Origin of the sequence: Streptomyces sp. NPDC093598 (genome assembly GCF_044764825.1) — a bacterium.
Taxonomy (GTDB): Bacteria; Actinomycetota; Actinomycetes; order Streptomycetales; family Streptomycetaceae; genus Streptomyces.
In genome coordinates this window covers 532,564-546,758 of the sequence record NZ_JBIWIV010000004.1, presented here as the reverse complement: position 1 = coordinate 546,758, position 14,195 = coordinate 532,564, and the positions used below count along the sequence as shown (strand labels likewise).

The following is a 14,195-nucleotide window of genomic DNA, read 5'->3' as shown; positions in this document are numbered from 1 at the left end:
GTGGGCCCGGGTGGGACCGGACGGGGCGGCTCCGGCGCGCCGGACGGGACGCCCCATTCGTACGAGCCGGAAGTTATCCACAGGACGCGACGCAATCTTGACGGAGCGGTGCGAACGGGGCGACTCTGGGCGGGTGCCGGAAGGCCTCGGGGAGGGGGCTTTCCCACGGCACATCTGGGGGGCGGATGGCCATAGGGGAGGCCGGTCCGGGTTCGGCGCGGCGTGGTGCACAGCCGAAGCGGCTGGAAGAGACCATGCGCGTCCGGCTCGGCCGGGAATGTGTGTACGTGCCGTCGTGCCGTTTCGGGCTGTACGTGGCGCTGCGCCACTGGTGCCCGCCCGGCGGACGGGTGCTGATGTCGCCGGTCAACGACGACGTGATCTTCTTCGTCGTGCTCGCGGCCGGACTGCGTCCGGTGCAGGCCCCGTTGAACCCGCTCGACGCGTCCATCGACATCGACGCCGTGCCGGACGAGGTGTGGGGCTCGGTCTCGGCCGTGCTCACGACGAACCTGTACGGAAACCCGGACCCGGCGCCGCGCCTCAGACAGAAGTGCGACGCGCTGGGAATCCCGCTGTTCGAGGACGCGGCGCACGCGATCGGCAGCCGGGTGGGGGACCGGCCGGTCGGGGCCTGGGGCGAGGCCTCCGTGTTCAGTCTGTCCAAGCACGTCGGGGCCAAAGCCGGAGGCATGCTCTCGCTCGCCGATCCGGGGCTGCGGGAGGCGGTGCAGAAGACCTGCGCGGGACTGCTCGCGCCGCGCCGGACGAGCGCCGAACTCGCCTACCTGGTCCGGCCGTACGCGGAGGCGACGGTGCGCGGGCTGCGGCTGCGGCGCGCCGCCCGGTCCGCGATCCGGCTGCTGGGACTGGCGGACCGTGAGGAGATCCGGATGCCGCTGCGCCCGGACGAACTCGCCCTCGCCGCCCGCGAGACGCCCGGGCTCGACGCCCACCACCCGTGGCTGCGCGTCGACATGCACGACTACCGCCTGGAGTCCGGCCGGCTGCGGCTGCGGCGCATCGGGCGGGGGCTCGACCGGCTGGACGACGTGCTGGAGGCCTGCCGGGCGGGCACGGAGCTGCTGCTGTCCACGCCCTGGGCCAAGCCGCGCGACGCCTACGGCACGCAGCCGTTGTTCCGTGTGCCGCTGTTCGTGGCGGACCGGGACGCGGCGATCGCGGCGCTGGCGCGGCGGGGCATCGTCGTCGGCTACCTCTACGACCCGCCTCTGGACGACTACGCCGGTGGGGAATTCACCGACCCCTCACCGTCCCCCGAAGCGGCTCGCTGGTTCGCGCGGCACGCGCTGCCCGTGGACCCGCTGCGGGCGCGCACGGTCGCCGAGGTACTGGAGCGGTCCGGGGCGCAACCCGTCCGGGCTCCGGGAGAACTGCCCGGGAACAGGCCGACACCGGGAGGGCTGGGACAGTCCCGTGGCTGAGATCCAGGTGCACGAGCCTGCCGCCGCGCGTACCGACGGCGGCGGACCGAAGCCCGCCGGCAGTGACCACACCCACGACTCGCTGTTCAAGAACGCCTACTTCCTCATGCTCAGCACCGGCGTCTCCGCCGTACTGGGCCTGGGATTCTGGCTGGTGGCCGCCCGCTACTACACGGAGGAGGCCGTCGGCCAGGGCTCGGCCGCGATCGCCGCGATGCGGCTGCTCGCCAGCATCACGGCGACGACGATGATCGGCGCCGTCGTCCGCTTCGTCCCGCGCGCGGGCCGGGAGACCGGACGCCTGGTGTGGGGCACGTACGTGGCCAGTTCGCTGGTCGTGGCGCTCGCCGCCGCCGTCTTCCTGCTCACGCTCGACGCGTGGGGAGCGTCCTACGCGCCTCTGGGCACGCCCATGGCGGGGGCGGTGTTCGTCGCGGCGTGCGTCGCCTGGGCGTTGCTCACGCTTCAGGACGGGGTGCTCACCGGGCTGCGCAAGGCGGAGTGGGTGCCCGCCGGGAACGCCGTGTTCTCGGTCGGGAAGCTGGTCCTCCTGGCCGTCTTCGCCGGCACGCTGCCCGTCCTCGGCATCTTCGTCTCCTGGGCGGTCGCGATCGCCTTCTCCACCCTGCCGCTGGGCTGGCTGATCTTCCGCCGGCTCATCCCCCGCCAGGCGGAGGCCGACCGCCACAAAGAGCCCCCCAAGATCAGGGACATGGGCCGCTTCCTGGCCGGGGATTCGCTGGGTGCGCTGTTCAGCCTGGCGATGATCAACCTGCTGCCGGTGATGGTCGCGGTCCGCTTCAGCGCCGCGGAGAACGGCTACTTCTACGTGGCCTACACCGTCGGCGGCACGATGGAGTTCATGGCCATCAACATGGCCTCGTCGCTCACCGCGCACGCCTCGCACGACCCGCGCCAGCTCGCCGACGGCGTCCGGGGCGCGCTGCGGCGGATGACGCTGCTGCTCGTCCCGGTCGTGCTGGTGCTCGTCGTCTTCGCCCCGTACATCCTCACGCCCTTCAGCCCGGACTACGCCGAGCACGGCTCGACCGTGCTGCGGCTGCTCGCCCTCGGCGCCCTGCCGCGGGTCGTGGTGGAGCTGTACATCGGCGTGCTGCGCGTCCAGGGGCGCACAGGAGTGCTGGCCGCGCTCCAAGGATCCATGTGCGCCCTGGTGCTGGGCAGCGCGGCCGTGCTGTTCACCCCGTCGGGGATCGCGGGCGCCGGCTGGGCGGTGCTGCTGAGCATGACGCTGATCGCCGTCGTCGCCACGGCCGGGCTGCGCGCGGCCCTGCGCCACGACGACAGCGCGCCCGCCGTCCGTGCGCCCGCCGCCCCCTCCTACGGCACCCGCTGGGCGAAACTGAACGCCACCGCCGGGTTCGGCACGAGCTGGGCCCGCCGGGCCGCGTACCAGCCCAAGGAGGGTGACGAGGACACGGTCACGTTGTTCATCGGGCGCCCCGGGTACGAGCGTGAGGCGTTGCAGGCGGACACGCTGGCGCTGATCGTGCGGCCGGAGGGCCCGACCCGCGAACCACCACCCCGCGAACCACCCCGCGAGCTCACGGACGAGGAGCCACGAGAACGGCGGCTGCGCGGTGCCCTCTGGAGCCTGCTCGGTGTCGCCGTCGTCTTCTTCTGGGCGCCGCTGCGCGAGCTGCCCTGGCTCGGCGGCGCCACCGTGACAGAGCTGGCGGGGCGTCAGTTGCTGGAGGGCCTGCCGCTGCCGTCGCTCACCGCGGGAGGCCTGCTGCTCGTGGTGTTCGTCGCCGCGGTCACCCTCTGCGCCCGGCGCGAACCGTGGTTGCCCGGCACGGCGTTGTGCGCCGCCCTGTGCGCCCTGTACGCCGCACCGGTCGCCCTCGGGCGGGAACCACGACCGGTGGACGGGGCGTTCTACTCGCAGACGGCCGGCTTCCTCGCGGACGCGGTGGGCCTCGACGGGCCCGAGCCGCTGCTGCGCTGGGCGCCGCCGGCCTGCCAGTTGCTGTATCTCGTACCGCTGGGGCTGCTGCTCGCGAGCGTGGGCGGACGGCTGCCGTGGCAGGGGCGCTGGGGGGTTCTGTATCTCGTCGCGGTCGGCGGCTGGGTGTGGCGCGATGCGCTCGCACCGGTCGCGCCGCCCCTGCTTCTCGTACTCGTCGTGCTCGTCGTACTCGTCCTGGTTCTGCCGCGCTGGCGCCGTGCCGCGTCGGCCCGAGGGCTGCCGCACCGCACAGAACCGAACGGCCCGACCGCCGACTGATCGATCACCAGAACCGAACAGAGCCACACAGAGCCGAACCGCCAGGGGGGAACCACCGTGCGTCCGCCAGTCACACCGAGGGAGAGATCCACGCCGGAACCCGCACCCGCCCGGGACGGCGCGAGCACCCCCGGCAGCGGCCCCGAGACGGCCAGCCAGTCCTCCAGCCCCTCCTCCTCGGAGTCGTCGAGCCCCGCCCATGAGCCCGTGACGGATCTGTCCGACCTGCCCCCCGCCTGGTCCGGGCGCCGCGCGCTCGCCTGGCCGGGAGTTCCGCTGCTCGTCGCGCTCGCGCTCTGGGCGTACGCCGTGCGGCACACCGACGTCTCGCGGCTCGACGACTACGGGCTGGTCAGCGCGCTGCATCCGGCCTTCTGGGCCGGGCTCGCGGTGCTCACCACCGGGTTCTGGTTCACGGTCCGCGACGCGCGCCGGCCGGGCGCCTGGTCGGCGGCGTACGTGCTCGGTCTGCTGGTGATGGAGCGGGCCACACAGGCCGTGCTCTACCCGACCCCCCTGTACGCCTGGGCGTGGAAGCACGAGGCGGTCATCGACCATCTGCTGACGGCCGGCGGTCTGCAGACGGCCGATCAGGTCGGCGACATGGCGGTGTACGACCAGTGGCCGGGCTTCTTCGCCGCCCAGGCCGCCCTGCAACGGCTGCTGGGCGTGGACTCGGCGGCGATGTTCATGGCCTGGTGGCCCCTGGCCTCCAGCCTGATGCTCCTGCTCCCGCTGCTGCTGATCTACCGCACCTTCACCGAGGACCGGCGGCTCGTCTGGACCGCGGTCTGGCTCTTCTACGTCGCCAACTGGGTCGGCCAGGACTACTTCTCGCCCCAGTCCGTGGCGTACGCGCTGCACGTGGGCGTCCTCGCCGTCGTCCTGCGCCGCTTCGGCCGGTCCGCCGTGCGGCGCGGGCGGCCGCGGCAGGCCGTGTGGACGGTGGTGATCACCGTCATGATCGTGGCGATCGTCATCTCCCACCAGCTCACCCCGGGCATGCTGGCCGTCTGCCTGGTCGCCCTGTGTCTGAGCCGCCGCTACCGCGACTGGGTCCCGGTGGTCACCACCGTCGTGATCTTCCTGGCCTGGTGTCTCACGGCCGCGCTGCCCTTCCTGTCCGCGGCGATGCCGGACATGATCCGCTCCATCGGCGACGTCGGCGCCAACGTCGAGACGGGCTACGGCGCCACCCCGACCGGCACCGGAGCGATCGTGACCTCCTGGGCGGCCCGGCTGCTGTCCGGTTCCGTCCTGCTGCTCGCGGCCGTCGGCGTGCTGCGCCAGCGGGTGCTGCGCCATCGCGCCCGGCCCCTGCTGCTGGTCGCCGCGGCCCCGCTGCCGATGTTCGCGGCGAGCAGCTACGGCAGCGAGATGATCTTCCGGGTGCTGCTGTTCATGCTGCCCGGCGCCGCCTTCTTCGCCGCGGCGGCGCTGCTGCCCAAGGTCCGCACCCTGGCCGCCGACGCCGCCGCGCAGGAGGCAGGCAGCCGGCAGGGCGCCCCCGCCGAGAGCCGCCGGGGCATCGGCGTCTGGGTGCCGCTGGCCGCACTGCTCGGCAGCACGCTGGCGTTCGTCCCGGCCTACTCCGGCAAGGACCGGATCAACTACTTCCCGCCGCAGGAAGTGGCCCTCGTACGGCAGCTCTTCGACCAGGCGCCCGACGGCTCGCTGGTCGTGGCCGCCAACCGCAACTACCCGGACGCGTACGCCTCCTACTGGAGCGTCGACCACTACTGGTTCCTCGACGACGCACGCAGTCACGTCGACCAGATCGTCAGGAGCCCCGCCGGCACCCTCGCCCGTGACATGGCCGGGGTGGAGCGGCCGGCCCGGGCCTACTTCCTGCTCACCCAGGGACAGTTGGCCAACTCCGAGATGAACGGGCAGCTCGACAAGGCGCAGCTGGACCGCATCCGGAAGTCCGTCGCCGCCTCGCCGCGCTTCCGGCTCGTGGCGGAGAACAGCGCCGGATGGCTCTACGTACTGAAGCAGGCAGGGGGAGCGGAGCGATGACACCGCAGGAACTCGTGGTCCGGATGCTGCCCCCGTTCGGCGGCTGGCTTGCGCTGGCCGCGCTCGCCCTGCCCGGCGGGTCGCCGCTGCGGGGCGCCGCTGTCGTGCTCTTCCTGGCGGCCGGCCCGGGCGCGGCCGCGGTCAGAGTCTGCGCCCCCGCCCTGGGGGCGCGGCCCGCCGAAGGGCCCGTGGAGCGCCGGGACGCGGAGTTCGCCCGCCACTCCGACCTGCTGGAGCGGCTGATGCTGGTGCTCTTCCTGAGCATCGGCGCCGTGATGCTCGTCGCGACCGTGCTGATCGCCACGCACACCTTCAGCGCGCAGCGGGTGCTGCTGACGCTGACACTGCTGACCACACTCACCGCGTTCTGTCCGCCGCTGCGCGCCTCCCCGCCGCCCCGCACGACGCCGAGGACACCGAAGGGTTCCGCTCAGTGAGGTTCAACCGCCCCCACCGTCCCTTCCGCAGCAAGCCGAGCACGACCGGAGGACAGCACCGCAGGACACCGCACACGGAGAAGCCGCACGACGAGAAGCCGCACGAGGAGCGGGCCGCCCGCCCGACGGCGTCGAGCCGGCGCCGCCTGCTGATCACGTCCGCCACGGTCGTCAGCGCCGTCCTGGTCGCCGTACTCGCCCTGCGGGACGCCTCCGGACCGCAGGAGCAGGGGGCAGCCGGTTCCGAGGCGGACTGCCGCCCCACGGCCCTCCTCGAACCGCCCTGCGGCGCCTGGTTCGGCGCGTTCGTGCCGCACGAGCGGGACGACCTGCCCGAGAAGGTGCGCGCCTACGAGAAGCGCGTGGGCCGCGAACTCGACATCGTGTACACGTACCACGACATGTCCCTGGCCTCGGGCTCCCGGCGCGAGGGTCAACTGCTCACCCCGGAGGAGCGGCGCGTCGGCGAGGACCACCTGCTGCTGCTCTCCTGGGAGAGCAAGTGGTGGGGCGGCACGAAGCGGCAGCAGCCCACCTGGGAACAGATCGCGGCCGGCGAGCTGGACGACAGGGTCATCGACGTCCAGGCCCGGCGCATCAAGGACTACGGCAGGAAGGTGTTCCTCTCCTTCGACCTGGAGATGGACACCCGCACCCCGGCCAGCGGCACGCCCGCCGACTACGTGAGGGCGTACCGGCACATCCACGACCGCTTCCGCGAACTGGGCGTCGACAACGTGGTGTGGACGTGGATCACCACCGGGTACCTCGACCACGCCGACGAGATCAAGAGGATGTACCCGGGCGACGACTACGTCGACTGGATCGGCTACAACCAGTACAACTACTACCGCTGTCACGACGCGGGCTGGCTGACCTTCGCGCAGACCCAGAAGGCCACGCACGAGTGGATCCGCGCGAACATCTCCGACGACAAGCCGCTGATGCTCTCCGAGTTCGGCACCGCCGTGGACACGGCCCGTCCGCAGCGGCAGGCCGAGTGGTACGCGCAGGTGCCCGGGGTGCTGAAGGGCCTGGAGGGCGTCAAGGCCGCCCTCCAGTGGAACTACCGCGACCCCGGACCGCACTGCAACCTGGCGCTGGCCGACGACGCGGCCTGGGACAGCCTGCGCAAGGCGGTCGCCGACCCGTACCTCAACCAGCCGCTGAGGTAGGCCGGGATCAGCCCGCGAACTCGGGCCCGTGCACCATCGCACGGGCTCGCCGGTACCAGCGCCACGCGATCGTCTTCGGCCCGTCGCGGTACGGCGCGACCCGCGCGCCCGCCCCCGCCAGCCAGCCCTCGACATCGGCGACGGTGTGGGTGCGCCGGACGATGAGCCGGGCGATGCGGTACCGCTCGTCGCGGTCGGAGCTGAGCGCGTGCCGTACGGCGGTCGCCGTCTCGTAGCCGGCCCGCGCCGACATGGCGCGCACGCGGCGGCTGTTGTAGCCGTGCGGGTAGGCGAGGTGCCGGATCTCGTGCCCGAGGGCGTCCTCCAGCACGGCCTTGGAGGTGCGCAGTTCGTACGCCAGAGCCTTGGCGGACAGGGTGTCGAGCTGCGCGTGGGTGACGGTGTGGCTGCCGATCTCCATGCCGGAACGTTCCAGCTCCGCCGCCCGGGCCAGGGTCATCATCGGGGCGGGCGGCAGCAGACTGCGGCCGCCCGGGGCGATGGCGCCGGTGGTGAGGTAGGCGGTGGCAGGCAGCGCGCGTTCGGCCAGGGCCTCGGCCGTGGGGCCGGGCAGATCGGCGAACCCGTCGTCGAAGGTGAGCAGCACGGGCCGGGGCGGCAGCGGCGCCCGCCCGGCCAGGTGATCGGCGATCGCGCTGATCGTGACGGGCGTACGGCCACTGCGGACCACGGCATCGAGGTGCGCCGCGAACTGCTCCGGCGTGACCGTGAACTCGGCGATCCAGTCCGGCGGATCGTCCATCACCGAGTGATACAGGAAGACGGGGATGGGCGGCGCGGCCGGGGGCGGTATCGGCCCCTCACCGTCCGGCGCAGCCCGCTCCGCCCGGCCTCTGCCCTCCGTCTTCATCTCGCCCCCCGAGCCGTCTTCTCACGAGAAGTCGCGCGCAGCGCCCGCCGCGCCCGCAGATAGCCGACAGGCCCGTACACCATCCCGCGGCGCTGCAACCGCGACAGCCGCCGCGGCCAGGGATGGGTCCGCGCGTCATGATCGCCCGGCGTGCCCGCGCCGTCCGCTCCCTCGGTCTCGCGCACGGCCGTCAGCGCGCGGGCGTGGGCGAGGCCGCGGGGCAGCCTCGCGAGGAACGCCGGCAGCAGCGCGGGCCGGTTCACGAGCACCGCGGTGAGATACGCGGTGAGTCCGGCGCCGTAGCCGTACGCCTGGGTCTCCAGGTCCCGCCAGGTCTCCCGGTGGTGGTGCCACACCAGGGCGTACGGCGTGTAGCGCAGCCGGTGGCCCTGGGCCAGGATCCGCACGAAGCCGTAGAGGTCGTCCCCGCCCCGGGCGGCCGTCCCGGCTCCGGTGGCCGGGTCGAAACCGCCGACGGAACGCAGCACCGCCGTACGGAACGCCATGTTCGCCCCCGAGCCGAACCGCCCGGCAGTGAACGGGAACAGCGGCTCGTCGCCCGGCGGGCGCGCCGGGTCGTACGTCCTTGGAGTGAAGCCCTTCGCGAAGCCGCCGTGGCTCTCCAGCAGCACCTGGGCCGGGGTGGTCAGCCGCGCGGGCAGGATCAGCCCCGTGCTGCACCCGAGCCCGGCGTCGGCGGCGAAGGGCGCGGTCAGCTCGGTCAGCCAGCGCGGGTCGGCGACCACGTCGTCGTCGGTGAAGGCCACCACCTCGCCGTGCACGGCGTCCAGCCCCGTGTTGTGCGCGCCTGCGAGCCCCGGAACAGGTTCACAGACGTACCGCACGCGCTCGGCGTACTTCCGCTCGATCAGCTCCCGCGTCTCGCTCGTGACGGGCGCGTTGTCGACGACGACGATCTCGAACCGCGGATGGTCCTGCGCCAGCAGCGAGTCCAGAGCCCTGGCCAGCTGCCCGGCGCGCTCCCGGGTCGCGACGACGACACTCGTGTACGGCGGCTCCCCGGGTTCGCCGAAGACGGCGGGCCCGCACTCCGCCCGGGCCCGCGCCGCCAGCACGGCCCTGGCATCCGCCCCCTCCGGCACCCGCCCGAGCAGCGTGCCCACGGGTCGGCCGGCCCTTCTGACCAGCACGAAGACCTCTCCGTGCGTCACCGGCGGACTCCCCGGGCCCGGTCTGAGCACCGCCTCGTCGCCGTCGAGGTCCAGCTCGGCGACCTGCACCGCGCCGATGTCCAGGAACCGCCGTATCTCCTCCTGCGCACGCGCCGAACGCGCCATGCGCCCACCCCCCTTGTGTCAGGTACGCCTTGCCTCAGGTACGGCGCAGCCGTGCCGCGCCCTTCAGCGTCCGCGCGGCCAGCGACGCGAGCCGCGGCCGGCCGCGGACGAAGCGGTGCGCGCGGCGGGCCGGCTCGCGGCTCAGCCAGTGCAGTGCCGCGCCCGCCCCCGGGCGGGTCACCGCCCCCTCGTACACGGGCAGTTCGCCCGTCTTCAGCGCGTCCTTGTACTCGGCCGCGCCCCGCCCCAGGTCCAGCATGCCGATGCCGTCCCCGGCCGCCGCCTCGGCCATGCGCAGGTGCAGCACCAGACCGGGCGAGAACTTCGCGAACTCCGGGTCGTAGGCCGGGAACCAGCAGGCCAGAACGGAGGCCGAGCGCAGCCCGAAGTGCGCGGCGACGGGCCGCTCACCGGCGTACAGCACGGACAGGGTGCCGCTGCACTCCGGCGCCCGGGTCCTGGCCAGCTGCCCGACGAGGCGGGTGATCCACTCCTGGGCGAACCGGTCCCGGCGGCCGGTCCTGCGGTACTGCGCCGACTTCCAGTCCATGAGCGTGCGCAGCGCCGCCGGATCGCGTTCGTCGAACACGAACCGCAGCTCGCCGGCCTGCCGGCCCAGCCTGCGCTCCTTGGCCAGCGTGGTCTTCAGAAACTTCGGCGACTGCGCCCGCAGCACCGACTCGTACGTCTCGTAGCCCTTCTCCACGTCGATGACGTAGGTGGCGTGCTCCTCGGCCGCGTACCGGACGAACAGCCGCTGCTCGGCCTCCAGATTGTCGAAGGCGAAGCTCGACACCGAGCAGGCCTTCAGCAGTTCGCCCGTCTCCAGGTCCAGGCCCGGCCGCAGGATCGCGCCCTGGGCGTCCGAGACGCCGAGCCCGATCGCCCGGCCCTGCCCCAACGGGCCCCGCTCGTAGGGCAGGAAGCCGGCCGGCTCCGGCCCCTCGTACACCACGGCGACCCGGGCCCCCGGCCTGACCCGGCCGACGGCTTCGGTGAACTCCGGTTCCATGAAGGGGTTGCGCGGTGTTTCGGAAGCCGCGCGCAGCGCACGCCAGTGCTCCCTTTCCCCTTCACCGAGCTCCCCGGGCCCAGCCACGCGAACGCGCCCACTGCTCAACCTGACCCCCCGATCAAGTCCCCCCTGGACACATGGAAGGTACCGCTCTATGCGGCCCCTCGGGTAGGTAGCGGAGCATGTTGTTGCCAACTGGTGCAGAGGCCTTCAACCGGGCAATCGGCGTGCGCCGTGCGATGAAACGAAGGGGCGCGTTGTCCGTATTCTCTGATCATGGCCGCACCCCTCGCATATTCACTCATCGCCACCGATCTGGACGGGACGCTGCTGCGCGGCGACGACACCCTCTCCGACCGGTCTCTCGCCGTGCTCGCGCGGGTGGCGGACGCCGGTGCCCAGCACCTCGTGGTGACGGGCCGGCCGGCGCCGAGAGTGCGGCCGCTCCTGGACGACCTCGCATGCACGGGGCTCGCGGTGTGCGGGCAGGGCGCGCAGGTGTACGACGCCGGCGCGGACCGGCTGCTGTGGTCCATCACCCTGGACCGGGAACTGGCCGAGACCGCCCTCGGCAAGATCGAGGCCGAGGTGGGGCAGGTGTACGCGGCGGTCGACCAGGACGGGGTCGACGGGCTCACGCTGATCGAGCCCGGCTATCTCATGCCGCACCCGACCCTGCCCGCGGTACGGGTCGACCGGCGCGACGAACTGTGGGACGAGCCCATCAGCAAGGTGCTGCTGCGCCATCCCCACCTGTCGGACGACGAGTTGGCGGCGACGGCCCGCTCGGTGGTCGGCTCACTGGCGACGGTGACGATGTCGGGGCCCGGCACGGTCGAGCTCCAGCCGTGCGGGATCACCAAGGCGACGGGCCTGGCGCTGGCGGCCGAGCATCTGGGGCTGCGGTCGGCGGACACCATCGCCTTCGGCGACATGCCCAACGACATCCCGATGTTCGACTGGGCCGGCCACGGCGTCGCGATGGCCAACGCCCATCCCGAACTCAAGGCCGTGGCCGACGAGGTGACCCTGTCGAACGAGGACGACGGCATCGCCGTCGTCCTCGAGCGACTGCTGGGCGGGTCGGCTCAGTACGGGCCGTTGACGTTGTCGATCGAGCCGTAGCGGTCGGCCGCGTAGTTGCAGGCCGCTGTGATGTTGGCGACCGGGTCGTACGGGTCCCACGACGTGCCGTCCACGTGGTAGGCCTGGAAGGTCGGGTCGATGGTCTGGAGCAGGCCCTTGGACGGGGTGCCCTTGGCGGCGTTGGAGTCCCAGTTGTTGATCGCCAGCGGGTTGCCGGACGACTCGCGCATGATGTTGCGGTAGATGCCGTCGTAGGACCCGGGGATCCCCTTCTGCGCCATGATGTCCAGCGCCTCGCGGATCCACCCGTCGAGGTTGTTCGCGTAGGTCTTCGCGGACGCCTGGGTGGCCTGGGCGACACCGCCGGCGGGCTTGGCGGCCGGCTTGGCGGGGGCGGACGACTTGGTCGCCGTCTTCTTCGCGGCGTCCGTCTTGGTGGTCTTCACCGTCAGCTTCAGACCCGGGTGGATCAGCTTCGGGTCGTCGCCGACGGCGGCGCGGTTGTCCTTGTAGAGCTGCTTCCAGCCGCCCGAGACGTCGTACTTGTCCGCGATGCGGGCGAGCGAGTCGCCCTTGATCACGGTGTACATGAGGGACTTGGCGGGCTGGGCCGCCTGCGGCACGGACTGTGCGGCGGCGGGTGCGCTCTGGGGCTCGGCGGCGCTCGCGTGCGTGGCGCCGAGGAGCGGCAGGGTGAGTGCTGCTCCGCCGGTACCGGCGGCGATGATGCCTCGGGTCAGCGGGTTGGTTCTGGGGCGACGGTGCTTGCCTCGTCCGGCCATGGCGATATTCCTCTCCGGCGCCTGCGAGGTGAGCTGTCGGGTTCGGGCCGGGAGGTGCCCGGCCGCGTACGGCACTGTGTGCCGTACGCGGCTTCACCCCGAGCCGTGCCGCTGTGCGGACCGGCGACTTACCTGGGTCCCCCGCTCCTGCCACGCGTGAGTGAGTCGGTTCCTGTGGGGAGTCCGGGCGGCGGCAGGATTAGGCGTCCGCCGGACAGGCCGGGAACGTATGCGAGAGCACATGTCGGGAACAAGCAGCTCAGTCACATATCGCGCGGTTGACCTTGGTCGGGGGTGTTTGAGCCGCTTGATCCTTTGCGGGAGCCAAGGCTCAACTGGCTTTGTGGGGAAGGGGGTACGGGCCGGTGCCGTGGTGGGACGGAAAAGGGGAGGAAGTGATTCAACTCACTGATCACGAGTCCCTAGGGCAATTTCCACCAAAAGGGATTCGCTTAATCAACGCGGCAAATCGTGCATAGTTCGCTACCCTTGGGTAAGTCGATAAATATCTGTTCTTATGGGTTGATCGAAAACATAGCGGTCGTGATCGCATACCGCCCGGCCTGTAACCGTGGGCGCTGGCAGTGATCGAAACGTGACCGGATACGCTGACTCGAGTGAGGGCAGCGACCTATCGACAATCCGCGTAATCACCGGCAGACACAGCAGACAGGAGACCCCTCGTGACCGACGTCGGGCCGTTCGGGCTGAGCGTGCGGGACCAGGCTCTGGAAGCCGATGTCCATGCCGGACTGGCGGCTGTCGAGGAAGGCTTGCTCGAGGCCACCAAGAGTGAGGTGCCCTTCATCACGGAGGCCGCCCAGCATCTGGTGCGGGCCGGCGGCAAGCGGTTCCGGCCGCTGCTCGTGATGCTCTCCGCCCAGTTCGGTGACCGGCACGCACCCGGGATCGTGCCGTCGGCCGTCGTCGTGGAGCTGACCCACCTCGCCACGCTGTACCACGACGACGTCATGGACGAGGCCGCCGTGCGCCGCGGGGTCGCGAGCGCGAACACCCGCTGGGGCAACTCCGTCGCGGTCCTCACCGGCGACTTCCTCTTCGCCCGTGCCTCCCACATCCTGGCCGACCTCGGTCCGGAGGCCGTGCGGGTACAGGCCGAGGCGTTCGAGCGCCTGGTGACCGGCCAGATCCTGGAGACGGCCGGACCGCAGGACGGCCGGGACCCCGTCGAGCACTACCTGGACGTGCTGGGCGGCAAGACCGGCTCGCTGGTCGCGGTGTCGTGCCGGTTCGGCGCGATGATGTCCGGCGCCGACGAGACGGTGGTGGACGTCCTCACCCAGTACGGCGAGCGGCTCGGCGTCGCCTTCCAGCTCGCGGACGACGTCCTGGACATCGCCTCCGACTCCCACGAGTCCGGCAAGACCCCCGGCACCGACCTGCGCGAGGGCATCCCCACGCTGCCGGTGCTGCGGCTGCGCGAGCGGGCGGCCCGGCTCGGGCTCGCCGAGGACATCGCCCTGTGCGAGCTGCTGGACTCCGACCTCACCGACGACGAACGGCACGCCGAGGCCCTGCGCCTGCTGCGGGCCCACCCGGCGCTGGAGCAGGCCAGGCGGGACACCGTCCGCTACGCGCAGGACGCCCGCTCGGCGCTGGCACCCCTGCGGGAGTGCACCGCGAAGACGGCGCTCCTGGAGCTGTGCGACGCGGTCGTGCACCGGGCCGGTTAGCACGTCTTTCCCGTACGACCCCTACGGGTCGGGGGAGAAGCCGCCCTTCCGTGTCATACCCCAGCAGTACACGGAGTTGAGTCCGGGGTCTGACGTATCTCCCTGGCCGATTTGGTCAGATGGAA

11 protein-coding genes and 1 riboswitch are annotated in these 14,195 nt (G+C 72.0%); of the genes, 7 read left to right on the top strand and 4 right to left on the bottom strand.

What is annotated here, in order from left to right; genetic code table 11:
* The first annotated feature begins 185 nt into the window (after positions 1-185).
* From ACIRDU_RS17825 to ACIRDU_RS17805, 5 genes are read left to right on the top strand one after another with little or no spacing between them, the layout of a single operon-like run.
* The gene (locus ACIRDU_RS17825; protein ID WP_403580223.1) at positions 186-1,445 is read left to right on the top strand and encodes a DegT/DnrJ/EryC1/StrS family aminotransferase; all 1,260 of its coding nucleotides are present in this window, start codon (positions 186-188) and stop codon (positions 1,443-1,445) included.
* Positions 1,438-3,693 (top strand): lipopolysaccharide biosynthesis protein, encoded by a 2,256-nt coding sequence (locus ACIRDU_RS17820; protein WP_403580221.1) that lies wholly within the window; start codon positions 1,438-1,440, stop codon positions 3,691-3,693. The genes ACIRDU_RS17825 and ACIRDU_RS17820 overlap by 8 nt, the downstream gene beginning before the upstream one ends.
* 57 nt (positions 3,694-3,750) lie before the next feature.
* Positions 3,751-5,712, top strand: coding sequence for a glycosyltransferase (locus ACIRDU_RS17815; RefSeq protein ID WP_403580218.1), 1,962 nt, complete (start codon positions 3,751-3,753; stop codon positions 5,710-5,712).
* Complete coding sequence (locus ACIRDU_RS17810; protein WP_403580215.1) at positions 5,709-6,149, top strand: hypothetical protein; 441 nt, start codon at positions 5,709-5,711, stop codon at positions 6,147-6,149. Before ACIRDU_RS17815 ends, ACIRDU_RS17810 begins: the two co-directional genes overlap by 4 nt.
* Complete coding sequence (locus tag ACIRDU_RS17805) at positions 6,146-7,324, top strand: glycoside hydrolase family 26 protein (RefSeq protein ID WP_403580212.1); 1,179 nt, start codon at positions 6,146-6,148, stop codon at positions 7,322-7,324. The genes ACIRDU_RS17810 and ACIRDU_RS17805 overlap by 4 nt, the downstream gene beginning before the upstream one ends.
* A gap of 7 nt (positions 7,325-7,331) precedes the next feature.
* On the opposite strand, the gene ACIRDU_RS17800 is transcribed toward ACIRDU_RS17805, so the two are convergent.
* The 3 genes from ACIRDU_RS17800 to ACIRDU_RS17790 form a co-directional block, all read right to left on the bottom strand.
* On the bottom strand, positions 7,332-8,087 hold the full coding sequence (locus ACIRDU_RS17800) for a polysaccharide deacetylase family protein (protein WP_403580209.1): 756 nt from the start codon (positions 8,085-8,087) through the stop codon (positions 7,332-7,334).
* A gap of 104 nt (positions 8,088-8,191) precedes the next feature.
* Positions 8,192-9,493, bottom strand: coding sequence for a glycosyltransferase (locus tag ACIRDU_RS17795; RefSeq protein ID WP_403580206.1), 1,302 nt, complete (start codon positions 9,491-9,493; stop codon positions 8,192-8,194).
* Between the two features lie 34 nt (positions 9,494-9,527).
* On the bottom strand, positions 9,528-10,613 hold the full coding sequence (locus ACIRDU_RS17790) for a GNAT family N-acetyltransferase (RefSeq protein ID WP_403580203.1): 1,086 nt from the start codon (positions 10,611-10,613) through the stop codon (positions 9,528-9,530).
* A 171-nt stretch (positions 10,614-10,784) separates the two neighbouring features.
* On the opposite strand from ACIRDU_RS17790, the gene ACIRDU_RS17785 reads away from it, so the two are divergent.
* Positions 10,785-11,633, top strand: coding sequence for an HAD family hydrolase (locus ACIRDU_RS17785; protein ID WP_403580201.1), 849 nt, complete (start codon positions 10,785-10,787; stop codon positions 11,631-11,633).
* On the opposite strand, the gene ACIRDU_RS17780 is transcribed toward ACIRDU_RS17785, so the two are convergent.
* On the bottom strand, positions 11,597-12,376 hold the full coding sequence (locus ACIRDU_RS17780) for a transglycosylase SLT domain-containing protein (protein ID WP_403580198.1): 780 nt from the start codon (positions 12,374-12,376) through the stop codon (positions 11,597-11,599). The two genes, ACIRDU_RS17785 and ACIRDU_RS17780, sit on opposite strands and share 37 nt — an antisense overlap.
* Positions 12,377-12,381: 5 nt before the next feature.
* Positions 12,382-12,557, bottom strand: a riboswitch (cyclic di-AMP (ydaO/yuaA leader).
* 502 nt (positions 12,558-13,059) lie between these two features.
* Between ACIRDU_RS17780 and ACIRDU_RS17775 the strand changes: the two genes are divergently transcribed.
* Positions 13,060-14,070 (top strand): polyprenyl synthetase family protein, encoded by a 1,011-nt coding sequence (locus ACIRDU_RS17775; protein ID WP_403580195.1) that lies wholly within the window; start codon positions 13,060-13,062, stop codon positions 14,068-14,070.
* Positions 14,071-14,195 lie beyond the last annotated feature (125 nt).

Coding starts and splice junctions, on each gene's coding strand:
- ACIRDU_RS17825 (WP_403580223.1), top strand. CDS start 186: ATGGCCATAGGGGAGGCCGGTCCGGGTTCGGCGCGGCGTGGTGCACAG.
- ACIRDU_RS17810 (WP_403580215.1), top strand. CDS start 5,709: ATGACACCGCAGGAACTCGTGGTCCGGATGCTGCCCCCGTTCGGCGGC.
- ACIRDU_RS17800 (WP_403580209.1), bottom strand. CDS start 8,087: ATGGACGATCCGCCGGACTGGATCGCCGAGTTCACGGTCACGCCGGAG.
- ACIRDU_RS17795 (WP_403580206.1), bottom strand. CDS start 9,493: ATGGCGCGTTCGGCGCGTGCGCAGGAGGAGATACGGCGGTTCCTGGAC.
- ACIRDU_RS17785 (WP_403580201.1), top strand. CDS start 10,785: ATGGCCGCACCCCTCGCATATTCACTCATCGCCACCGATCTGGACGGG.
- ACIRDU_RS17780 (WP_403580198.1), bottom strand. CDS start 12,376: ATGGCCGGACGAGGCAAGCACCGTCGCCCCAGAACCAACCCGCTGACC.